The organism is Nostoc sp. 'Lobaria pulmonaria (5183) cyanobiont' (genome assembly GCF_002949795.1).
GTDB lineage: Bacteria > Cyanobacteriota > Cyanobacteriia > Cyanobacteriales > Nostocaceae > Nostoc.
Genome location: NZ_CP026692.1, coordinates 1,727,495 through 1,749,432, shown reverse-complemented (window position 1 = coordinate 1,749,432; position 21,938 = coordinate 1,727,495). Strand labels below are relative to the sequence as shown.

The 21,938-nt window shown below is 42.6% G+C and carries 18 protein-coding genes, 1 tRNA gene and 1 pseudogene; 9 read left to right on the top strand and 11 right to left on the bottom strand.

All coding sequences use genetic code 11. The features are described from left to right. Positions 1-457 precede the first annotated feature (457 nt). Positions 458-1,486, top strand: a complete 1,029-nt coding sequence (locus NLP_RS07515; RefSeq protein WP_104909803.1) for a GGDEF domain-containing response regulator — start codon at positions 458-460, stop codon at positions 1,484-1,486. A 51-nt stretch (positions 1,487-1,537) separates the two neighbouring features. Here NLP_RS07515 and NLP_RS07510 read toward each other — a convergent pair whose 3' ends face one another. Further along, the gene (locus NLP_RS07510) at positions 1,538-2,743 is read right to left on the bottom strand and encodes a histidine kinase (RefSeq protein ID WP_199784778.1); all 1,206 of its coding nucleotides are present in this window, start codon (positions 2,741-2,743) and stop codon (positions 1,538-1,540) included. A 609-nt stretch (positions 2,744-3,352) separates the two neighbouring features. Between NLP_RS07510 and NLP_RS32930 the strand changes: the two genes are divergently transcribed. The 4 genes from NLP_RS32930 to NLP_RS07495 all read left to right on the top strand — a co-directional run bounded on the left by NLP_RS32930 (position 3,353) and on the right by NLP_RS07495 (position 7,675). After that, positions 3,353-3,526 carry a hypothetical protein gene (locus tag NLP_RS32930; RefSeq protein WP_158680317.1) on the top strand — a complete coding sequence of 58 codons (174 nt, stop codon included), beginning with the start codon at positions 3,353-3,355 and terminating at the stop codon, positions 3,524-3,526. 789 nt (positions 3,527-4,315) lie between these two features. Then, a complete protein-coding gene (locus NLP_RS07505) occupies positions 4,316-5,713 on the top strand; it encodes an S-layer homology domain-containing protein (protein ID WP_104905850.1) in 1,398 nt (465 codons plus the stop codon). 302 nt (positions 5,714-6,015) lie between these two features. After that, the gene (locus tag NLP_RS07500; protein ID WP_325034755.1) at positions 6,016-6,618 is read left to right on the top strand and encodes an SGNH/GDSL hydrolase family protein; all 603 of its coding nucleotides are present in this window, start codon (positions 6,016-6,018) and stop codon (positions 6,616-6,618) included. Between the two features lie 13 nt (positions 6,619-6,631). Then, positions 6,632-7,675: a M42 family metallopeptidase gene (locus NLP_RS07495; protein WP_104909802.1), complete on the top strand. Its 1,044-nt coding sequence runs from the start codon at positions 6,632-6,634 to the stop codon at positions 7,673-7,675. Between the two features lie 36 nt (positions 7,676-7,711). Here the strand turns inward: NLP_RS07495 and NLP_RS32925 are convergent, their stop codons facing one another. Then, entirely contained in the window at positions 7,712-7,876 is a 165-nt protein-coding gene (locus tag NLP_RS32925) for a hypothetical protein (protein ID WP_158680315.1), read from the bottom strand. Positions 7,877-7,904: 28 nt separating this feature from the next. On the opposite strand from NLP_RS32925, the gene NLP_RS07490 reads away from it, so the two are divergent. Continuing rightward, complete coding sequence (locus NLP_RS07490) at positions 7,905-8,285, top strand: hypothetical protein (protein ID WP_104905848.1); 381 nt, start codon at positions 7,905-7,907, stop codon at positions 8,283-8,285. Here the strand turns inward: NLP_RS07490 and NLP_RS07485 are convergent. The 3 genes from NLP_RS07485 to NLP_RS07475 all read right to left on the bottom strand — a co-directional run bounded on the left by NLP_RS07485 (position 8,282) and on the right by NLP_RS07475 (position 12,014). After that, positions 8,282-11,257 carry a CHAT domain-containing protein gene (locus NLP_RS07485; RefSeq protein WP_104905847.1) on the bottom strand — a complete coding sequence of 992 codons (2,976 nt, stop codon included), beginning with the start codon at positions 11,255-11,257 and terminating at the stop codon, positions 8,282-8,284. The two genes, NLP_RS07490 and NLP_RS07485, sit on opposite strands and share 4 nt — an antisense overlap. A 237-nt stretch (positions 11,258-11,494) precedes the next feature. Then, complete coding sequence (locus tag NLP_RS07480) at positions 11,495-11,773, bottom strand: BrnA antitoxin family protein (protein ID WP_104905846.1); 279 nt, start codon at positions 11,771-11,773, stop codon at positions 11,495-11,497. Next, a complete protein-coding gene (locus NLP_RS07475; RefSeq protein ID WP_104905845.1) occupies positions 11,736-12,014 on the bottom strand; it encodes a BrnT family toxin in 279 nt (92 codons plus the stop codon). Before NLP_RS07475 ends, NLP_RS07480 begins: the two co-directional genes overlap by 38 nt. Before the next feature lie 509 nt (positions 12,015-12,523). Here NLP_RS07475 and NLP_RS07465 point away from each other — a divergent pair. Then, entirely contained in the window at positions 12,524-12,961 is a 438-nt protein-coding gene (locus NLP_RS07465; protein ID WP_104905844.1) for a hypothetical protein, read from the top strand. Positions 12,962-13,554: 593 nt separating this feature from the next. On the opposite strand, the gene NLP_RS07455 is transcribed toward NLP_RS07465, so the two are convergent. Continuing rightward, positions 13,555-13,626 (bottom strand) — tRNA-Thr (locus NLP_RS07455). A 33-nt stretch (positions 13,627-13,659) separates the two neighbouring features. Here NLP_RS07455 and NLP_RS07450 point away from each other — a divergent pair. Then, positions 13,660-13,953, top strand: a complete 294-nt coding sequence (locus NLP_RS07450; protein ID WP_104905843.1) for a DUF3493 domain-containing protein — start codon at positions 13,660-13,662, stop codon at positions 13,951-13,953. A gap of 296 nt (positions 13,954-14,249) precedes the next feature. On the opposite strand, the gene NLP_RS07445 is transcribed toward NLP_RS07450, so the two are convergent. Next, the gene (locus NLP_RS07445) at positions 14,250-15,944 is read right to left on the bottom strand and encodes a DUF1565 domain-containing protein (protein WP_104905842.1); all 1,695 of its coding nucleotides are present in this window, start codon (positions 15,942-15,944) and stop codon (positions 14,250-14,252) included. Positions 15,945-16,238: 294 nt separating this feature from the next. Here NLP_RS07445 and NLP_RS36000 point away from each other — a divergent pair. Beyond that, positions 16,239-16,882: pseudogene (locus NLP_RS36000) on the top strand (alpha/beta hydrolase). Here NLP_RS36000 and NLP_RS07430 read toward each other — a convergent pair. The 4 genes from NLP_RS07430 to NLP_RS07410 all read right to left on the bottom strand — a co-directional run bounded on the left by NLP_RS07430 (position 16,879) and on the right by NLP_RS07410 (position 21,904). Beyond that, entirely contained in the window at positions 16,879-17,076 is a 198-nt protein-coding gene (locus NLP_RS07430; RefSeq protein ID WP_104905839.1) for a hypothetical protein, read from the bottom strand. The pseudogene NLP_RS36000 and the gene NLP_RS07430 overlap by 4 nt on opposite strands. A gap of 183 nt (positions 17,077-17,259) precedes the next feature. Continuing rightward, complete coding sequence (locus NLP_RS07425) at positions 17,260-17,880, bottom strand: low-complexity tail membrane protein (RefSeq protein WP_104905838.1); 621 nt, start codon at positions 17,878-17,880, stop codon at positions 17,260-17,262. A 105-nt stretch (positions 17,881-17,985) separates the two neighbouring features. After that, entirely contained in the window at positions 17,986-21,150 is a 3,165-nt protein-coding gene (gene infB, locus NLP_RS07420) for a translation initiation factor IF-2 (protein ID WP_104905837.1), read from the bottom strand. A 484-nt stretch (positions 21,151-21,634) separates the two neighbouring features. After that, positions 21,635-21,904 carry a YlxR family protein gene (locus NLP_RS07410; RefSeq protein ID WP_104905836.1) on the bottom strand — a complete coding sequence of 90 codons (270 nt, stop codon included), beginning with the start codon at positions 21,902-21,904 and terminating at the stop codon, positions 21,635-21,637. Positions 21,905-21,938 lie beyond the last annotated feature (34 nt).

Genomic DNA, 21,938 nt, shown 5'->3' with positions numbered 1-21,938 from the left:
TGTCGAATAAACTAAAGAAATTTCAGTCAGGTGATATTAGTATTTAGTATTAACTATTTTCTGAGGGTACTTTGGCAATTGCCTTGCTCTGGATCGCTAGGTTTCTCAACTAACTACACAACTAAAGAATTAAGGTGTGTATTTGTAATTTTCAAAATAATCGTAATTTGACTTTAACAAGAGGGAAATATAAAAGTAACATTTCCTCCCATAACCATCGCTGAACAAAAAGGTAGCAATTACCTTCGTGTTCCAATTACAGATTGTCTATGCAACTTATTTATCTAACGCTTGCTTGGCCCAACAACATTGGGCAGTCCATTGTCAAAAAACAGTTGATTGTAAAGCCAGATATAGCTTTGCCGCAAATCCTGGCATTGATGAAAATAGCGATCGCCCCCATGCGATTGAGTTGCACAGCCTTTTTCAGGATAGTCCCGCAAGTGGAAGGCAACTCATGTCAGGCATAAGCCCATCTTCTGGTTCTGAGCAACGACCACTGATTCTAGTGGCTGATGATGACAAGAACATCCGAGTATTCTTGCGTAAAGTTATGGAAAAAGAACGTTATCGAGTGGTCGAGGTCAATGATGGTAAACAATGTTTAGATGCTTACCAGACTATCAAACCAGATATAGTTTTGCTAGATGCTGTAATGCCTGTGATGGATGGCTTTACCTGCTGTAAGCACTTGCGCCAGATTGCCAAAAATAATTTAAAATCAGCCGTTGAAACCTTTGATACTGACTCGACCCTTAACAATACTGTCATCTCCAAGATATGGGAACCCAGCACTCCTATATTGATGATCACATGCTTGGACGATGAGGAATCCGTAAACCGTGCTTTTGAGGCAGAGGCGACTGATTACGTCACTAAGCCAATTCACTGGCCTGTATTGCGCCAACGGTTGCGCGGACTGCTAAAGCAAGTGCACGTCTACAAACAATTAGAGGCAGCAAACCAAGCTTTACAGCACCTAGCCAATGTAGATGGCTTAACTGAGTTGGCAAATCGTCGCCGTTTTGACGATTATCTCAATACACAGTGGATTAATCTCATAGAAAAGAAATCTCCCTTGTCAATGATTTTGTGTGATATCGACTTTTTTAAATTTTATAATGATAAATATGGTCATCCCGCTGGGGATGTCTGTTTACAAAAGGTAGGTGCTGTCTTAAGTCTTACGGCACAAAAACATCAGGATTTAGTAGCGCGTTATGGTGGCGAAGAATTTGCTGTGATTATGCCATACACCCCTGCATCTGGTGCAGTTCACATTGCCGAAGTGATCCAAGCAGGAATCAAAGATTTGCAAATTGTTCATGACGGGTCTGTGGTGAGTGAGTATGTCACTCTCAGTATGGGCGTGGCAACTGTTGTCCCGACTTGGGAATCTTCACCTTCAGAGTTAATTGTACTGGCAGATAAAGCACTCTACCAAGCAAAGGCTGGAGGACGCGATCGCTTTGTCTCAAGTTCTTAATTGTCATTTGTCATTTGTGAACGATTAAGCCCATGCCCCATGCCCCAATACCTAAGAAGGATAAACTGGCAGTGTAAAGTGAAACCATGCTCCGTTATTGGGGGCAGAGTCTACCCAAATTTGGCCATAATGTGCTAAGACAATACGTTGGCATAAACAAAGGCCAATGCCGTAACCTTCTGTAGCTTCATCCCGTTGCAGGCGGAAGTGGTTTTCAAAGATGCGATTGCGATTCTCTACAGGAATACCAGGCCCAGTATCGCCAATACTAAACTGAACTTTTTGGGTAGTGCGGTGCAATCCGGCGATGCTAATCTTGCCACCTTCTGGGGTGTATTTGATGGCATTATCCAACAGATTTACTAGCACTTGTCGGATGCGTTCTGGGTCAGCATATACATAAGGTAAGTCATTGGGAATATCTGTTTCGACCTCTTGGGATTTGGCGGTGTAGCGATCGCACAATTCTTCTAGTACATCTAAGCACAGTTTACCTAGCTGTACCTTTTGTGGTAGTATACGAAATTCTGTATCTTTGCCACGACCTACCTGCAAAAGGTCGGCAATCATCCGATCGATGATCTTAGTTTGATTACGGGCTTGTTTTAATAGATGCGCTGTCAAGGATGGTTTGAGGCGCTGAAATTGGCCTGTCTCTAAATTGTAATTAGATTGGAGAGTTTCGATGGCGATCGCAGCAGCAGTTAGCGGATTACGGAGATCGTGTGCCAGCATCCCAATCACCCGATCTTTAAACTGTAGCTGCTCTTGGAGGTTATCTTTTTCCTGTTTCAAGCGAAAAATCTCGTCTGAGAGTCGGATGAGTTCGGCAGAAACAGCAACTGAACGGATAGTGGATTTGGGTGATGTCGCCCTAACAGTATCGTCTATGCGTTCTTGTAAGTCTTCCTGTAATTTCAAATAGGCATCTACAGCGGCTTGCCAGCGAGGCCACCAGTTTTTCAATTGCGCTATGATATTACTCCCAGCCAAAACCTGTCGTGGTTCTGGGTGAATTTTGATTAAAGCTGGTGTTGCTACCAACTTAAAGTGTTCTGCTAAGTAAGGTTGTTGACCAACATCAATAGTTTGAAGTTCAAAACTATACTCAGCCTGTAATTCTTTTAAGTAAGCACGTATTCGCTGTACCTGTTGACGGGACTTGGGGCGTCCATCGACAAACAGTAACAGCTGGAGTGGAGCCTCAGAATAAATAGGCTGATCCTGGGAAACTTGCATGTAATCGTGTTTCAGCACTGGTAACAACCCGGCGACGCTTTACAGAAAGTAAATAAGAACTGACGGTTGTCGATGGTCGTTGTTTTTTCTTCTTAATATCTATTTTAGATTTTCATACTCCTATCCGATCTGCGTTCTTGACATCAGACATATCTTTTTCAACCTTTTACTCCCTTTTGGTTAACTTTATCTCCAAGAAACACTCAAGCCCCTTGAATATAAGTCTTAATTTGCCCGGAATCAAAAATTTTCCCAGAGCCAGCAGGTGAAAGGTTTAATACGATGTCAAATCGGCTAGTGCAACACCATGTTAGTTTGAGTACTCGCTTCGAGCAAGCGACCGCCCAAGAAAACACAGATGCTCATTGTATCTAATCTATCAGGAAGCTGTTAACTGTTCAGAACAAGTTTGTAGAGGGTTTTCTCAACCGCCAGTGCATTTGATGAAGTGTCTTTTTCACTTCTAGCCAATCATTAACCAGGATTGGGACAAGCAGCCAAAGCCAACTTGCTACTTCTATAACTTGCGAGGCGCACCTTCCAGCTTTCCTAAAAGAACCACAGCCCTATCCAAGAATAACAGGGGATGGGTTGATTGAGGGAAAGTTTTGGATAACTATAGAGGCGATGCCTACAGCGGTAAACTACGCACTTTTAGAGGAAGCACTCACTGCTTTCGAGGCTATTAATAAACTCTTGACTACAGCACAAGTAGCACTTTTTCCAGAAAATCAATTTAGAGATAGGGAAACTGCTGCGACACTTGACTGCTTTACCTATTACCCCACTTGCCAAAAATAACGAACTTACGCTAAGTTCCTAGAATTGTTTAACACTGGCATTTTTCAGCTATTGTCTGACTCACATTACCATCGTCAAATGAATAATTTTCAGAATCGATTGTCAGCCAGTGTTAGTTAACTCGATCTATTCTCCTGTTTGGGTGAGGCTAAGGGGAGCTTTATTCCTAGTCTATCACTTCAGTTGTTTGGCGATCGCATTACAACTACTGCATCTAGAAGTAGATTCAAGCTTTTGCTAGCTAAACTGTTTTTTGACCAGTTATCTGCTCTACAACTTAGATGTTTAGATAACTCTCTGAAAAATTGGTTCACAATCTAGTATCGATCGGTTTGTAGTCGGTGGCTCTAGTCCTCATCTAAATCCTAAAGTCCTTACGACGAACTACCAACTCATAAAACTCATATCTAGCAGGGATTTCAGGTTTATTTATATTTTTTTCCAAAAATGTTAGTTTTCCAGAATTTTAGGGAACTCTATAAATAAGCATAGGAATTATCAAAACCTAATGGCTGTAAAACAAAGACAATACGGTAGCTTTTGCTACCGTTTACTCATTTTTGGAGATATTATCACCAATTATAGACATTTACGAAGAAGACGTAGTGAGTCGGTAGTGTTTTTTGGTGATATATATATAGAGTCAGAAGAGAGCAGGGGAGACGAGGGGATAATGGAGAATTATTGAACGAGTCTTTTCCTTATCTCTTCTCCATGCCCCATATTCCATTCCCATTTAATTGACAGTCTGCGCTAGGGTAGGAATTGAAACTCAATTTGTGATTTCCTGTGCTTCCCTGTAAACGTCCAGCTGTATTTTTAATTTGGGCTGTTCTACTCACTTCGTTAACAGCCTGTGCTAATAGTCCAGTCGCCAAAAACCTTGAAGAATCTTTGGCGGCAGATCCGAAACTGCAAAGCGATGGAGTTGTCTTTGGAGAATCTCAAGGTAATCAACCGCAAGCACAGCAAAATGAATCAGCAGTTCAGTTACCAGCTGATTTTCCTAAAGATATCCCCTTATATTCCAATGCCAAACTACAGGAAGTTACACCTGCTAGCGGCTCAGAAAACAAAATCTCAACTCGTTGGTTAAGTTCTGACCCCAGTAATTTTATTGCTAGCTTTTATCGCAGCCAGTTTCAAACAAATAACTGGCAGATTTTACAACAGCCGACAGATGATGCCGGAGGGGCTTTTGAGGCACGTCGCAACGATTTGCTGTTGAAGGTTTCCATTCAGCCCAAATCAGTTACTAACGCCACACCTAATCAACCCCAAACAGCCACTGAATTACTGATTGATTACGTACCGAATAGTACTGCAACGCCACAACCTACCCCAAATACAAATACTAACGAAACTGCTAACGCCGTTCCTCAACCAGGAAATTCACAGTTCATTGGCCCAATACCAGCCACAAACTCGGCAGCACAGCCACCAAGCACAACTAATAACCAAACAATCCCTACAGCCATAACAAATAAATCTCAGGTATTTAACGATCTGAATAAGGTATCGCAAGAATTGCAGCAACATATCCAAGACTTGGCTGCATTAGGTGTTTTATCTATAGAAGCAAACACAACTAAGAGCAACTCTACTAACACAACTAACCAGTTTGAACCCGGTAAAATCGTTACACATCGAGAATACGCCCGTTGGCTAATTGCTGCTAACAATGCTGTATATGCCAACAATCCGGCAAAACAGATTCGCTTGGCATCAGAAAGTACTCAACCAGCTTTTAGTGATGTGTCAGCAAAAGACCCTGATTTTCCAGCAATTCAGGGATTAGCCGAAGCTGGGTTAATTCCTAGTCCTTTGTCTGGAGATACTACAGTAGTTTTATTTCGTCCTGATGCAGCCTTGACGCGGGAACAGTTACTGCTATGGAAATTACCTTTAGATACTCGCCAAGCTTTACCCTCTGCTAACTTAGATGCAGTTAAACAAACCTGGGGTTTTCAAGACGCAGCGCGAATTGACCCCAAGGCTTTAAGAGCAGTGTTGGCTGATTACCAAAATAGCGAACAATCGAATATTCGGCGGGTATTTGGTTATACAACTCTGTTTCAACCCAAAAAACCTGTAACTCGTGCTGAGGCTGCTACAGCTTTGTGGTATTTCGGCAGTCAGGGTGAGGGTGTATCCGCTGCTGAGGCTTTAAAGTTAAAGCGAAGTTAAGGCAATGTCTATGATGGTCTACCTGATTGTATTGAGCTTAGTTCATCGGGAGCATAAAAGTGGGCAATTCCCAATCTTTGGCATATAAATTTTGCCATTTCTTTGTAATCTAGTTAGTTTTTCTCAAGAAAATGTAAATTTAAGTATTTTCAGCGTTTTTACTTGTGTGCGATCAACTTTTGAAGCATAGTTAAGTATAATAACGCATATTAATTCAATAAATATACTTATTTTTAAAGTAACTGAAGAAAAAACGAGTTGTGGGATTATCGCCCTTTGATTACTTTTAAACAGACTAAGGAATACCACAGGTAAAACAAATCTCCCCAAACTCAAGCAAGAATCCAATCAGTAATATATCCCTGGCGTTGAATACTCTCGTAGGAGTCGGCGCAAAAAATATTTTGGTGTTTGGCTTGCCAGATTTGGGACAGCTACCAGCAGCTCAAATGAATGGTCGTCACCCTACAGCCCTTAGCAAATCGAGTAGCGAGTTTAACTTAGGTTTAGCAAACACTGTGAGCGCTTTGAACCAAAACCCAAATCTCAACATCACCTCTATTGATATTTATTCTTTATTTAATCAGGCAAGCGCATTGGGTTTTACGAATGTAACCGAGTCTTGTCTATCTAGACCAGATATATGTCAGCCAGGGAACAACAAGTTTCTGATCTGGGACGGTGTCCACCCAACCACCGCCGCTCATAAGGTGATAGCAGACATTGCACTGGCGGCGATTGAGCCTAAGTCTGTTCCTAAACCAACGACCGCGTGGGGGACATTGTTGGCAATTGGTGCTTTTGGTGCAGTAGAAGTGGTGAAGCGTCAACAAAAAAGGTTAGCACTTGTGTCAGCAGGTCGCGTTGTTGATGCACAATTGTCTCATACAACAGTCGAAAATTAAACTAACTGTATTGATGTGGGATTACGATCGCTTATTTGAAATTATTGAAGAATTAGTCATGCACCATTCTCCTAGTGGTGCAGAAGCTGAGATTAACCAGTTTTTGATGCAACGATTTGCGGCGCTGGGTGTAGAAGTGTGGTGCGATCGCGCTGATAATATTATTGCCAAGATTCCAGGGAAAAATCCAGACCGAGCGATCGCCATCACCGCACACAAAGACGAAATTGGTGCAATTGTCAAGAGTATTGGTGATGAAGGTCGTGTCAAAATCAGCAAACTTGGCGGTTCTTTCCCGTGGGTTTACGGCGAAGGCGTTGTAGATTTACTGGGAGATAACGAAACTATCAACGGTATTCTCAGCTTTGGTTCCCGCCACGTTTCCCACGAATCACCCCAAAAAGTCCAACAGGAAGATATTACTGTTAAGTGGGAAAATGCCTGGATCGAAACGAAGCTGACATCTCCTGAATTAGAAGCAGCTGGTATTCGGCCTGGAACTAGAATGGTGATTGGCAAACATCGCAAGCGTCCAATTCGGTTAAAGGATCATATTGCTGGTTACACTTTGGATAACAAAGCTTCTGTGGCGATTTTGCTAGCTTTGGCTGAAAATATCAAACAGCCAGTAGTCGATGTTTATTTAGTAGCGTCGGCGAAAGAAGAAGTGGGAGCAATTGGAGCGCTATTTTTCACCCAAAATCAGCGTTTGGATGCCTTGATTGCTTTAGAAATTTGTCCATTATCTGAGGAATATCCGATTAAAGATGGCGAAAGTCCTGTACTTTTATCTCAAGATGCTTATGGAATATATGATGAGGGGCTAAATGGACAACTGCGCCAATCTGCCAAGCAACTTGATATAGTAGTGCAGCTAGCGATACTGAGTCAGTTTGGTAGTGATGCTTCAATTGCGATGAAATTTGGTCATGTTGGGCGTGCTGCTTGTTTGGCATTTCCTACCCAAAATACCCACGGTTATGAAATTGCTCATTTAGGAGCGATCGCTAACTGTATTGATTTGTTAAAAGCTTTCTGCGAAACTGAGTTTGAGTGATAATTCGAGGCTTTGACTCGAAGGAGCGATCGCACATCAACCCAAAATTGCGTGAATTTTTTGGTTGTCGAAAATGCGCGATCGCATAGCAAAATTGTCCCTACTTTTGATGTCGTATGAGCGGCGACGCCGAATAGCCCGTCGCAGACATCGCCATATCTCTGGATTAGGGATTAGATGTATAATCACCGAATGCTTCATATATTTATTTACTGGTTAAAACTATTAAATGATTACCGTTACACCAGAGGAAATTACTCAGTTTCGCAGCCAGTTAGCGGATAGTCCAGAGGCTTTAGCTGCTTTGGATGCCATAGAAGAGTGTAAGGGAAATCTGGAAGCAGCAGCACAGTTAATTGCTGTTGAGACAACCGACGCAGAAGTTAGCTTGAGGGGAGATTCAAATTATTTAGAGAAATTAGCCCAAAAACTCAGCAACATCATCTGTCAGGAAGAATTTGACGACTTGATGACGGGAGTATTGACAGCTGCGATCGCCACCTTAGCAGCGAGTGGTAATATTCCCATAGCCCTAGCAACTCCAGTAGTAATTTATGTTGCCAAAATCGGCGTGAAGAAGTTTTGTGAAACTGCCAAACCTGAATCCTAAAGCCCTGTAGCTGTAAATCCTGCCCAGTAAAATGGTGCTGCAAAAGGGTAGGGTTTGCGCTTGCAGGTTCTTCTTAATATTGCTCTTGCTACTGGACGCTTTTCTTCTGGGAGTTGAGCAAAAATTTCTTCTATTTGTAGCTGATATTGACCTAATAGTGCTTCAAATTTCTCTGTTGTTAAATTTCGCAGCCACTGCTGCGCTTGATTGAGTGCAAAGGAGACACTATTTATTGTTTGCAGGTTTTCATAAAATTTCATCATCAAAAACGCTGTAGATAAATCGCTGACAGTCCACAAACTACTGACTACAGCTTTACTCCCAGCTAATAGAAAACCGCTAGGTAAACCAATGTATTCATCACTGGTATTGTTAAAATCAATCAATCCAGTTTCGCAGGCGGAAAGGGTGACGAGGCGACATTTTTCTAATTTGAGACTGAATATTCTATCTAAAGTCAGGCATTTTTCTAAATCGTGGGTTTCCCCTGCTCGTAAATTCAGGTAACGTTCGGAGTCCGGTTTTGTTGGAGTGTCTGCTATGGGTGCATCTGCCAAAATTAAGGCTGAATTACCGGGGTTTGTTAAGTTAAAATACCCGTGACAGCTAAAGTGGGCGCAATGGTAAGTATTTAAGTCAGTATTATTAATTGCTGTGAGTGTCGCTGCTGTTTTTTTCAGAACGTTGGAAGTATTAAAGTAGCTTTGAATAACTTGTACTTCTAAATCGGTGTAATTCAGGTCTTCTGTGGGATTTTGAATCGCAAATAGAGATTGAAAATTAGGGCGTTGTCGCTGTTGTACTTGTTGCAGCAGTTGACAACTAGGTGCATAGCTGACACCACCAGCAAATAAATCTATAAGACAGCGCGAATTTTCAGAATTTTGATTTATTGGAATTGCATGAAGGGGGAATAAATGTAGGAATTGATGGGGAATTAGGATGAGTTTATCGCAGTGCTTTGGTATCTGGGTTAATATTTCATCAATGTGCAGAATCGAAGCTAATTCTTTGAGTGCTTTCCCTAAGTTATTTCGCCATTGGTCTTTTTGATCGTAGTAATTCTGCAAATATTTATTTGCCCAATTCCTCAAGGCTTGTTGGTCTTCTGGTTGGGATTTGCAAACAGTTACCTCTCCTTGTTTTGTGAGAATAAACGCCAGAATTTTATCGTTGAGAATATACCACTCGATAATGGCTGTATGCTCATCCAAAGAACCTTGGAAGGAGTCGAATTTGAAACCATAACCAACAGGTAAGTATTGGTTTTGCAATTCATTACGCTGCTTTCGCAACTGTTGTAGATGTTGTGCAAGAACTTTTGGATTTTCAGCTTTGCCATTTTGGATTTGATATTGTCCTACGGCTATTTCATCCCTGTATTTTTCTAGTTGAGTGACTACTTCTGGAGGGAAGATGGTTTTAGAGTCACGTTCGAGGATTTGTTCAACTAAATTGCGGGTTTTACTACGTTCAACATATTCAATTGCTTCGGTAATCTTATTTAATTCTCTGCAAACTTCTACCATGCGCCTATAAAGTTTGTTCCATTCTTCTGCTTGTTTGCGTTTGCTTTCATCGCCAGAAATAATTTCTCCTCGTAATGATTCGACTATTCGGATGGCAGAATTAAAGGTGGCATAGGCTTTAGTTAACTGTTGTGCTTCTTGATAGAGAATACCAATATTACATAAAGTTAATACATGATTGTGTGGAAAGCTGGTACAGGTGAATACTTCTAAAGCATTGGTACAGAATTCGATGGCTTTTTCAAAATTTTTTCTTCTATCCCCATCCCTCTGTATTCTTTGACGGTAAGCGTTCCCCAAATTATTCTGCATCATCGCCCAGAGTTCTGGAAAATCAGTGCGGCTAAATACTTCCAATACAACAGAAAAGGTAGCGATCGCATTTTCGATATCTTCTTTTCTATCTTCCTGTACTCTGTCAAGGTAAGCATTTCCCAAATTATTTTGCGTTATTGCCCATTGTTGTGTAAATTCAAAGCGGGTGTATACTTTTAAAGCGGTATTATAAGCAATGATCGCATTTTCGATATTTTCTTTTCTATCTTTCCCTTGTCTTTCAAGGTAAGCATTTCCCAAATTATTTTGCGTTACTGCCCATTGTTGTAGAAATTGAGAATGGGTTATGACTTCTAATACTTTAGTATAAGCTTTGATAGCACATTCAATATTCTCAGCCCGGTTTCCTTTAACTCTATATAAATAAGCATTTCCTAAATTACTTAACGTTTGTGCCCATTCTTGTAGAAATTTAGAGCAGGTTATTATTTCTAACGAACTGGTAAAAGCTTTAATAGCGTATTCCTGATTTTCTACTATATCTCCCTGTATTCTCTGAGAGAAAGCAATGCCCAAATTATTTTGTATCATTGCCCATTTTAGTGGAAGCGCAGTGCGGGTAAAGATATTTAGGACTATTTCATAGCCAGCAATTGCAATTTCTATGTGACTGGCTTTGTCTCCCAAGAGTAACTCTCGAATCAGAGTACTCAAATCATTAATATCTGACGCGATAGATTTGCTTTCATCTGGTTCTGCTTGTGTCAGTTTATTTTCTGCCCAAGCTCGGAATACTTTTGCAGAAATATTATCAATTTTTTTGATATTTGCTATAAGTATTCGGGAAACTACTTGCACGTTATCTCTACTATCTGCTGTTACTTTCAGTACTTGCTCTAAAAAATTTAAGTATTCTTTTTCTATGGCAGTCGATGATAATTTAGTATAAACCCCAAGTTGCTGCCCTGCTATATTCATTAAACGATTAGCTAGGTCTAATTCGCTCTGCTTTAGCAAATGACTTGCTCTTTCCAGCATCTTTTGTACTAAGCTATCATCCAGTAAATTTTGATTTGCTGCTAAAATTTCTAGGATTTCATCGTGACTACGGCAATTCAACAGGCTTTGAATAAGGTTGAAATAGGCTTGCTGACGCTGTTCGTTCATGGGTAAGGGCGTGAGAAATCACACTATTATAGTGTGTGAAAAATTTAACACCACTACCTCAGATTCCGGGAAAGTATATACAGAGTTTCATCATAGGGGATATTTTGCCGACAACGATCGCTCATCCCCCTACATCTACATTCAACAAAAAAACTAGCTACTGAAGTTTTTAAGATTATCCCTTAAACGTTGATGCCTACGGCGGGCTACGCCAACACATTTGTTATTTTGAAATTGTTACACTACTCGCTGTTCGTCGCAGTTTTCGATGTAACGACGTAAAACAATGTTGATTAAGGCTTTATATTCTCCGCTTTGAGCTTGAAACCACTTTAATATATCTGGTTCAATTTGTACCAATTGCTGTGCTTGAGGTGCGGAAATTCTGAGAGTAGCCTTTTCAAAAAACTCTTCTGTCAATGGTGGAATGTCAGAGTAATCAATTTCTTCATCGTTCATAGACTCCAGTGCTGTCCAGTTAGTACGAGAGGTATTGCTCAAGTTTTTGTCGTTCATACCTATTTGCCCTTCGTGCTGAAATGATCCGAATCAGATTATTTTTGCGTTCTGTCCAAACTACAACCACTACACCGTTACCGAGGAAACCTATACCAAACCAACGGTCTTCACCGTAATCAAAACGATCATCTAACTCAATTAGCATTGGACTTGCAAACATCTCAGGAACATCGGCGAAATCAATCTCATGTTTGCGAATATTCTCTAAATTTTTCGCCTCACCCCACTCAAACTGCATGAAAATTTAGACACGCTAATTGAACTGTCCCTATTTTCCTGCATTATATCCCAAGAGGACAATTTGATTTGACTTTCATAGTCAAGCGATTTTGTGACTGCAATTGTAATTTCAGCAGTCGCATTTATCGATTTGGCGTTCGCGTTTGTTATTTCGGGGTTCGCAATTGTTATTTCGGGGTTCGCAATTGTTATTTCAGGGTTCGCAATTGTTATTTCGGGGTACGCAATTGTTATTTCGGGGTACGCAATTGTTATTTCGGGGTACGCAATTGTTATTTCGGGGTACGCAATTGTTATTTCAGGGTTCGCATTTATTGATTTTGTGATTACTATTGCTGATTGTACTTATTCTAAAACAACAAATCGATATGAAAAATGAGTAAAAACACAGGCAAACTCCTAATTATTTCGTTGAACTTTTAATGAAATAAATCCACAAAACTACCCATCTCAGGCAAAAGGATACTCCACTATGTTGAAAAAGGAATTATTAAAAAAGGATGTGTTATGTCTTTAAAAACTCGTGGTTCTGCTGCTATTGACAAAGCCCAACTTCGTCTCGCCTTGCTTAAATCTATTGATGAAAATCTGGATTTAGGACATGGGTTAACCATTGAAGCCTACAACCACCTAATCAACACTACCCGTGCTGTGCTAGAAGCTAATAATACGCTGGTTTCCAATCTAGAAGAATCGCGTAAAACAGTAACCCAGATGGATAAAGCTCTCTGTGAAATGTCTGAACGAATGCTAAGTGGAGTTGCAACTGTCTACGGCAGAAACAGTATAGAGTATTCCAAGGCTGGCGGCTCCAATCGAAAACGAAGTAAACAATCTAGTTCAAATGTTACTCCAGTTATAGCGGTTCTTACTACTCAACCTACTCAAGCTGCAATTGCGAATGCGTCAACTAACGGGAAAGGCACAACTCCATTGCTGCAATAATCCACCTCTGCCTTGAAAATGGGAGTAGGGGTTGTTAAATCAGTCAACAATAAACAGTGTTCAGTGAGTACGATTTCTGGTGCTGATAACTGATAACTGATCACACCCCCACTCGACTTTCGGATGCTGGATTATTATACCAAGGCAAGGTTCTAGCTTACCGAGGTACAGAAAAGCTTCTCTCCCAATGAATTTTGGTACATCTGAGTTAGGACAGTATGTAGACAGACTTTTGGCTAAAGAAATTATTGCGATGCCAACTCTTGGAGACGCTACGCGTAGCAAGATCCCCGTAGGGGTACGGCGAGCTTCTCTACGAGAGGCTACGCCAACGCTAACGTACAAACCTATAAAACTGGCAGCATCGTTTTGCCTAAGCTAGGGGATATGCGAGATATTCTCCAAAGTGAAATTCAAGGCTCTATATATAATAAATAAATTGTTGCTTTTCAGAAAGATGACAATAATTTGTCACCAATACATACGGAAGCGAATTACTAAGTTTGATGACAATAATTTGTCAGCGACGACAGATAACTAATCACTGTAGATGATTTATGTCAGACTTTAGTATTGAGCAATACTTTTATCAAAGCCGATGATGGGATTTGAACCCACGGCCTGCTGATTACGAATCAGCTGCTCTACCACTGAGCCACATCGGCATACACAATCTAATAGTATAACATGATTTAATCATGGTAGATCAAAATCCCAAAAATCGTCTGAATCCTGAACAGTATGCCAGCCTCAAAGCAGAAATAGCAGCTCCTTATCGCGGCTTCCGACAATTTTTCTACATTGCTTTCGGTGCTTCTGGCTCACTCGGTGCATTCGTCTTTTTCTTCCAAGTGCTTGCCGGACGCGATGTTGAGAGCGCTTTGCCTAGTTTAGCCCTCCAAGTAGGAATAGTTGCCTTAATGGTCTTTCTCTGGCGCTGGGAACAGCATCGGCAACGAAGCACTCAATCGGGTAAAAATCCTAATTCTTGATATTCTTGAAATTTATTAATATTTTTATGAAGATTAAAATCTCAAGAGAGAAAAAATAAAAAAATTATTAGGAAATCTCAAAAAGCAAAAATTTCTGAGAAACTAGAAATCGTTGAAACGGGGTCAGCCAATATAAAGACCCTGACGATAAACCCACTTACATTAAAATGGGGTCGGCTATATTTAAAGACCCCAAATTTTATGATTAAAAAACCCTAAAATTAAAAAACCACTAAATTGGAAGCGCCAGACTGATAATTTGTTAGTCTGGCGCTTCCAATTTGCTAATTAGACATTTACTGAGCTGTTACCAAATAAGATGAAGGAATTGGTTGGGCACGTCCAGCATTGACGAGTGCCTGGTAAACAAATGCAGCAACTTCGGCTCTAGTCGCTTCACGATTAGGATTGAGTTGCTTCGCTGTGGGATAGTTGATCACTAGTTGCCGTGCAGTTGCCGCAGCAACTGGTGCGATCGCATAATTAGGAATCTGGGCAGCATCGGTGTAAAAGGAAACGACATTTTGATTACTTGCAGTTAAGCCCAAACCATTAGCTAAAGCGACTAACGCCTGCACTCTAGGAATTTGCTGCTGTGGCTTAAAAGTGCCATCGGGATAGCCAGAAACAAATTGACTCTGGTAAGCAGATTGAATGGCAGCGTAAGCCCAGAAATTGCTTGCTACATCCTTAAACTGAATGGCTGCGCGTTTAGTTGGTGGCTTTAGGGCTTTAGTGACAATAGTGGCAAATTGAGCGCGGGTTACAGGTTCATTGGGTTTAAAGCTGCCATCAGGAAAACCAGCAATAATATTTTGGGAGGCTAAAGCTTCGATGTAGGTTTTTGCCCAGTAATTTGCTGGCACATCCTTAAAGGCAACAGGCCCTCCAGGGGGTACATCAACAGTTGCAGCAACGAAATTTACTGAGCCGAAAATCTTTTTCTGATCAATATCGTTGCCAACAGCGAGAATTTGACTAGTTTTATTGGCGTTGTTCACATCATAACGAGTGTTATTGCGAATAAGATTGCCACCAGGATTTTCGCTGGTGCCAAGATCGGGTACAGCACTACCAATTACTATTACTCCATCCCGTTTATTGTTCTGAATGACATTCTTACGCAATACGGGCTTCGCTGACTCTGAAATATAAACACCATCTTGATTTTGGACGATTTGGTTTTCCACAACTAGGGGTGTGGAAGTGCCATTAATCGATAGACCAAAACCAGTATCCTGAAATAAGTTATTCCGAATTTCTCCTTGGGCAGCTCTAACAGTTGAAATCCCATTCCCTTTGTTTTGCACAAAGATGTTACTTTCAATTTTGGGATTGCCTGTACCCGTGACAAAAACACCCTCTCTGACACTGTTAGTAAAAGTACTGTTTTTGATAATCGGATTAGTTGACTCCACCCACACAGCCGTACCCCGGCTATTTGGGTTGGTGACGGTGACACCGGTAATTGTGGTATCTTGTTCGGCAAGGATGGTAATGTCCTGTCTGGCAAAGGTGCGACTAGTGTAGAAACCTCCACCTGTAATTAATATCGCCTGACCTTTACTAGCTTCATCACCTCGCAGTGTTACTCCTGGTTTCAGCAACAACGGGAAGGTTTCGCCACTTTCCTGGTTATAGTTTCCAGGTGCTAATTGAATAACTGCACCTGTTTGGGCTTGACTGAGAGCGAAACTGATGCTTTTGTAGGGTGCTGCCGAGGTTGCACCAGCACCAGCCCTATCTGCACCAGTTGCGGGATTAACATAAATCGCTGCGGCAGTTGCAGGAGCTTGCGCTGTATGAGTTGGGGCGATATTTTCTGGATGAGTGGTATCAGCATTAACCTCATTAGGTAGTAGTATTGACCCACTAGAAACAACAAGTATTGCCGTTAGCCCGGCTCCTACGCGCAAAGTGTATCTGAGATGACTGCTGGAAAGAAGGCGAAAATTTTTCGCTAGAGAAATGTGAGAACCCCAATATTTCATTTTTTGAGTCTGTGATGTGCTGAATTACGGTATATGGAACAAGGTTAAAGATAACAGCGTTGTAGCTGCTCTAAAACCCATGCAAAACTATACTGGATGATTAGCACTGATTCAGCTAAATTCCTTAGATAGGTCACAGAACTTATACATTAGTTATATTGTGTTATGCAGAAAATTTTCTTAGGGGCACTATGGAGATGAGGCGATTTTTAGTATTCCCTAAAGCTAGGTGCTGCAACTAATTCTGCTGAAATATCATCACAGAAAAAGCAAACCTATTGGAAATCGGGAGAAATGCATTTTTATTTTTTAGGGCTGCGTCGCGTCTTAGTTTTAGTAGGCATTATCTGTCTTCTGTTTTTGTCCACTCCTGCCTTTGCAGCAGAACGAGTAGTTCTGAAGTATAGTATCTTCCGTGAATCACTTTCTGTAGAGGAACTATCCACCTTTGCCCAAACAGGTGAACTCTCACGTTCATTAAAAGTTAATTTAGCTTTGGCGCGACAAGACCCCAAAGCCATTCGTCAGTATTTAACAAAGCCTGTGAAGGTAAACCCTGTATTTTTAGATAAAGTGCTGAATAGCCAGATTGGTAATATTATTTTGGATCAAATTAGTCTAGTACAGCACGGCGTAAATAAGCAGACCATTGAAAAGCCCTAAAGAGCTTATTTCATAATACTTTTGACTTTTGACTTTTGACTTTTGACTTCCGCCTTGCGGTACTAGTTATTTCTACACCGTCTCAAAGAGCAAATCGGCAAGCTTTACGAGCCGCCTTGGTACTTTCTGCGAATCAAGACGGGCAAGTGTCGCTGATTGAAATTATTAAGAATTATCCCACAAATGAAGTGGAAGTTGATGGCGATCGCTTGCAGGGTGCGTACCGTCAACTCCGCCGTTTGCAAACAAGCTTACAAGATTTATTCGGTGTTTAGTAAGCTAAAGTTTCTAAAGTTTCTCTTAAATACCTCTGTACCTGATGTTCCAAGCGAATTCCGTCTAATTGAGCATCGCGTTCTAGTTGCCAGCGTTGAAAACCGGAACTAGTGGAGATAGCACATTTGAGGCTATACCAAATTTTAGTATCAGCAGAAAATTGGCGATCGCTAGAAGCTGGAATTTGAGCCATAGTTCCTCATTCCTTTGTTTTACTTCAACAGTAACTGGATATTGGGAATGGGGCATTGGGCATTGGTTATTAGTTATTCTCCTCTGCTCCCCTGGTTACTGAGCGCAGTCGAAGTATCCACCTCTGCCTCCCCTGATGCTTCTTTTTAGCCCTTTAAAGTTAAATAATATACTTTACGGGCTGCTACAAATCTGTATTTATCTTAAACAAGGATTGCAATAATCGAGGCACGATTTGATTAACTCGCACCCCTAAAATTGTGAAATCTTGCTTAATCTTTTCTAAAGATAATGGTTCTATGCCAGCAAATTCTGTGTCATTAGTCACCAAAACTCGCATTACACTCACAGGTATTTGTAAAAATAGATTGCCACCCAAAAATGCTAATCCCGCCAGTACTAGTGCAAGACTGCGCCATTGTGGGAGAAATTTAGCTGAATTTGCTACTAATGGGGCAATTTGGTAAAGATACCACAGTATCCAAACCGACAAGACTGCTGCCACTAATGCCAAGATCCGATTTAACTTTGTATTAATTAAACAGAGAATTTTTCGCTGCCGTTCAGTCAGATTTTCTGGCTTTAGGGCTATTCCTAAAAGAGCAAATATATAAAAAGGGCGACGTAACTGCATCCATAGTAGGGGAAGAATACCAATTGCAGCAACTAAAGATAGCTCCATCCAGACTGGCAAAAACGGCTCACCTACAGACAAAAACAATAAGCAGAGGACTAAGAAAATAGGCAACGTCGCCAATCCAGCGACGTGAATCCACAAAATCGGTTCAGAGCGAAATGAATGCATATTATAAAAAGTTGTGAGTTAAGAGTTAGGAGTTAGGAATTAGCAGCCTTTAACTCCTAACTCCTAATTTATTACTCCTAACTTCTAACCATTTTACCCTCAACACTATCTCGTTAAGGTGAGAGTGCGGCGCTTCGTAACCATCTGATAGGATTCGATGATGTCACCTTCAACCCAATCATTGAATTTATCCATGCCGACACCGCATTCATAACCGGCGTTGACCTCACGGGTATCTTCTTTCATCCGTTTTAGGGAGTCAAGGACACCTTCAAAGATCACCTTACCGCCGCGTCGCACTCTGACTTTGCAGTTGCGAACTAGCTTGCCAGATTGAACGTAGCAACCGGCAACAGCACCGCGACCGACTGGGAAGACGGCACGTACTTCGGTTTGACCCAAGGGTTCTTCCACCAACTCTGGTTCCAAAAGACCTTCCAAGGCATCTTGAATATCTTCCAGGAGTTTGTAGATGACGTTGTATTCTCGAACATCTACACCCGCTTCATCGGCGGCTTGTCTGGCGCCACTGGCAAAAGTGGTGTTGAAGCCAATAATTACAGCGTTACTGGCAGCTGCTAAGTCGATATCTGTCTCGGTGATTTCCCCAGCAGTAGCCAACAGCATCCGAATTTGGACTTCGTTTTGCGGGATTTGCTTGAGCGCTCCCACAATGGCTTCCACGGAACCTTGTACGTCTCCTTTCAAGATCAAGTTGAGTTCTTTCAACTCGCCTTCTTGTGCTTGAGCCGACAGGGTTGTAAGGGTAACACGACCTTGTAACAGGCGGGATAGGCGTTGTCTGTCTGCGCGATCGCTAGCAAGCGCTCTGGCTTCTTTCTCGTTCTGGAAGACCTCGAACTCGTCGCCTGCTGCTGGCACATCACTTAAACCCAATACCTCGACAGCAAAGGAAGGAGAAGCAATATCTACTCGCTTACTTCTGTCATCCACCATCGCCCGGACCTTACCGAAGGCCGAGCCAGCTACTAAGATATCTCCCACATGCAGGGTGCCATTCTGAATTAGCAGGGTAGCAACTGCTCCCTTAGCTTTATCCAGATGTGCTTCAATTACAGTTCCTTTGGCAAAACGATCTGGGTTGGCAGATAGTTCTCCAACCTCTGCTACTAAGAGAATCATCTCTAAGAGCGTATCTAGATTTTCACCTCTGATGGCGCTCACCGGAACCATGATTGTCTCACCACCCCAATCTTCTGCGGTCAGACCGTACTGAGTCAGCTCTTGTTTCACCCGTTCTGGCTGTGCCCCTTCTTTGTCAATTTTGTTGATTGCAACGACAATTGGCACTCCCGCAGCTTGGGCGTGGCTAATGGCTTCAATAGTTTGGGGACGGACACCATCATCAGCGGCCACTACTAACACGGCAATGTCTGTTACCCGCGCTCCTCTGGCCCGCATTGCTGTAAAGGCTTCGTGACCGGGGGTATCCAGGAAGACTATCTGCTGTGGTTTGCCCTCATGTTCTATATCCACATGGTATGCACCAATGTGTTGAGTGATCCCGCCGGCTTCGCCAGCAGCCACTTTGGTTTTGCGAATTGAGTCGAGCAGGGTTGTTTTACCGTGGTCGACGTGACCCATAATTGTCACCACTGGCGGACGGCGGTGGAGATATTCTAGGTCTTCTACGCCGACCATTTCTGTAATTTTCCGAGCTTCTGCTTCTCGCTCGGCGGTTTCTACTTCTATTTCTAGTTCTTTGCCTACCAGGGTAATTGTGGGAATATCTAGATTTTGAGTGATACTCACCGCCATACCTTTAAGGAACAGGATTTTCACAATCTCTGTATCGGCAACAGCTAAAACGTCAGACAGTTCTTGCACAGTCAACGGGCCTGTTACCACCACTTTTTCTGGACGATCGCGCTTTGTCTCGGCTTCTTGGCGACGGTTTTGGTGCTGGTCGCGGCCAGAACCTGACTTAGAGCCAGACCTGGAACCAGATTTTTTCGCTCTTGCAGTTGGGGCGCTAGCAAGGGTTGCACCTGGCATCTGTACAGGTCGAGTCGCTTTGGGTTTGGGAGGACGAGCGATGGAAAGGCTGACTTGGACTGTGGCTGGTGAGTCGATATCGTCGTCATCCAGCAAATCTTCTTCAAACTCATCATCAAGTATGGGCTTGATCCGCTTGCCTTTGACGCCAGCTTTCGCCTTCTCTTTAACCTCGTCAATTATTTCTTCTTCTACCCACTTTTTGCCGCCCTTGGTTGGGCGAGGCGGGCTTGGGCGTTTCAAGTCGAGGAGATCGGGTGTGACTGGTTCATCACCCAATCCTTGAGATTTGCCCGCTATTCCTGATATCTGTCTGGGGGGAGTAGCGATCGGCATAGCGGCTGCTACAGCTTCACCTGGACGCGCTGGTCTGGGTCGTTGCCCCTCTCCCAGTTGCGATGGAGCAGACGGTCTATTGCCCCTCGGCTCTGGTCTGCTTGGTGCAGTGGTGGGACGACTTGCCCTTTGTGGTGCAGATGGTGCGGACTGGTCTGTTGGCAGTTTAGCGACTCTCGGCTTAATTTGCTCGCGATCGCCTTCTGCAGGTCGTTGCCGTTGGTCGCGTTTCAGGATCGGTTTATCTGCCTGAGATACTGGCTGCTCATCTTCCACCTCGGCAACTTCTGCCTCAGGTCTGGCTGGAGGAGCAACTAGTTGTGGTTTGATCGGTTTTTCCGATTTCGGTCTGGGCGGAACTGTTTTTTCCGGTTTTTGGGATGCTATTTTTTCCGGTGCCGGATTTGGATTAGGCGTTTGTTCCAAGTCAGCGATCGGAGGTTGCTCTTGAGTCTCAGATTGAGTCCGGGGCACAGGTCGAGTTGGTGCTGCCGGTTTCAGGGGTGAGACTGGTGTAGCGAAAGGCCGTGGCGGAGAGGGAGGATTAGCTTCAGACAAGGCAGCTTGGGTATTGTTAGCAAGTGACGCCTCTGGGGCGTTGGGAGTAGTATTTCTCAATATTTTGGGTTTGCGTATTTCCAAAATTTGCTGTTTGTGGGGTGCAGGAGGTCGGTTACGTCCGCCGTTGGGTGGTGAATTTGGCTTATGGCTGGTTGTACCTAGTTCCTTTTTGGCTGACACATTCGTAGCTGCAAGTTTTTCTGCTGCCGCCCGGATGTTTTCTGCCTCGGATTCTGAAATCGTGCTGCTATGACTTTTGACCGCAATATCGAGCTGGTCGCAAATTGCTAGTAGCTCTTTGTTATCCAAATTCAATTCCTTTGATAATTCATAGATTCTAACTTTGCCGTTGTTCATCCACTCTTCCCCTTTAATTTACAGTTTTAGCGGATGGTTGCCTGGGAGTGCGACATCTCCATCCTTGGATTACTGTTTTTAGGTTGCCGTTCAGTTTTTGCCGGTGCCTCCAATCAGGAAAGAGAGATGTTTCGGTTTAATAATGGCATCCCCACCAGGAATGATGGTTGAGGGATACCCATAAAAATGTCTTAAATAAAAGATTTTTATAGGAACCCTTGACGCCGAACTGCGCCTGAGCGCTACCAGGTTGCCATTTTGTAGTTTCTTGTTTTGTTGATTCTGAGTCTTCCACAACACAATTGATTACATCTTGTTCTGGGAATGTTGCCTCGACCCTCTTGTTATTTGGAGAGCCGAATGCGTTTTACACCCATTTACTATTTTGGCATTAACCTTGACAATCTAACTGAGGGTGTGACGAAAGCGCGATTTCGGCTTTCTACACAATTCCTCTGATGATTACGTCACAAAGTTGTTCCAACTAAATTTGGTTTTGGGTATTACTGCGGGCTAGACGTTGCGACAAGCTTTGGTACAGTGTTTCTGGCACTGATGCATGTAGCGATCGCCCTAGTCGATTTTTTTTTTGAGCCGCTTGTAAGCAACTCGTTTCTGGACAAATATAGGCAGAACGCCCCATGCCCTGATCTAATTGTACCTTTCCCGATGGAAAGACGCGGACAATCCGCCAAAACTCATCTTTTGAGCCTACTTTCCGGCAACTAATACAGCGCCGATAATTTGGTTTCATCGGTTCTTTGCGATCTCAGTCCAGGATAATGGAA

What these genes read in the sequence shown, in the direction of transcription:
- NLP_RS07515 (WP_104909803.1), top strand. Translation starts at nt 458, where the DNA reads ATGTCAGGCATAAGCCCATCTTCTGGTTCTGAGCAACGACCACTGATT.
- NLP_RS32930 (WP_158680317.1), top strand. Translation starts at nt 3,353, where the DNA reads ATGCCTACAGCGGTAAACTACGCACTTTTAGAGGAAGCACTCACTGCT.
- NLP_RS07495 (WP_104909802.1), top strand. Translation starts at nt 6,632, where the DNA reads ATGTGGGATTACGATCGCTTATTTGAAATTATTGAAGAATTAGTCATG.
- NLP_RS32925 (WP_158680315.1), bottom strand. Translation starts at nt 7,876, where the DNA reads ATGAAGCATTCGGTGATTATACATCTAATCCCTAATCCAGAGATATGG.
- NLP_RS07490 (WP_104905848.1), top strand. Translation starts at nt 7,905, where the DNA reads ATGATTACCGTTACACCAGAGGAAATTACTCAGTTTCGCAGCCAGTTA.
- NLP_RS07485 (WP_104905847.1), bottom strand. Translation starts at nt 11,257, where the DNA reads ATGAACGAACAGCGTCAGCAAGCCTATTTCAACCTTATTCAAAGCCTG.
- NLP_RS07480 (WP_104905846.1), bottom strand. Translation starts at nt 11,773, where the DNA reads ATGAACGACAAAAACTTGAGCAATACCTCTCGTACTAACTGGACAGCA.
- NLP_RS07475 (WP_104905845.1), bottom strand. Translation starts at nt 12,014, where the DNA reads ATGCAGTTTGAGTGGGGTGAGGCGAAAAATTTAGAGAATATTCGCAAA.
- NLP_RS07465 (WP_104905844.1), top strand. Translation starts at nt 12,524, where the DNA reads ATGTCTTTAAAAACTCGTGGTTCTGCTGCTATTGACAAAGCCCAACTT.
- NLP_RS07450 (WP_104905843.1), top strand. Translation starts at nt 13,660, where the DNA reads ATGGTAGATCAAAATCCCAAAAATCGTCTGAATCCTGAACAGTATGCC.
- NLP_RS07445 (WP_104905842.1), bottom strand. Translation starts at nt 15,944, where the DNA reads ATGAAATATTGGGGTTCTCACATTTCTCTAGCGAAAAATTTTCGCCTT.
- NLP_RS07430 (WP_104905839.1), bottom strand. Translation starts at nt 17,076, where the DNA reads ATGGCTCAAATTCCAGCTTCTAGCGATCGCCAATTTTCTGCTGATACT.
- NLP_RS07425 (WP_104905838.1), bottom strand. Translation starts at nt 17,880, where the DNA reads ATGCATTCATTTCGCTCTGAACCGATTTTGTGGATTCACGTCGCTGGA.
- infB (WP_104905837.1), bottom strand. Translation starts at nt 21,150, where the DNA reads ATGAACAACGGCAAAGTTAGAATCTATGAATTATCAAAGGAATTGAAT.
- NLP_RS07410 (WP_104905836.1), bottom strand. Translation starts at nt 21,904, where the DNA reads ATGAAACCAAATTATCGGCGCTGTATTAGTTGCCGGAAAGTAGGCTCA.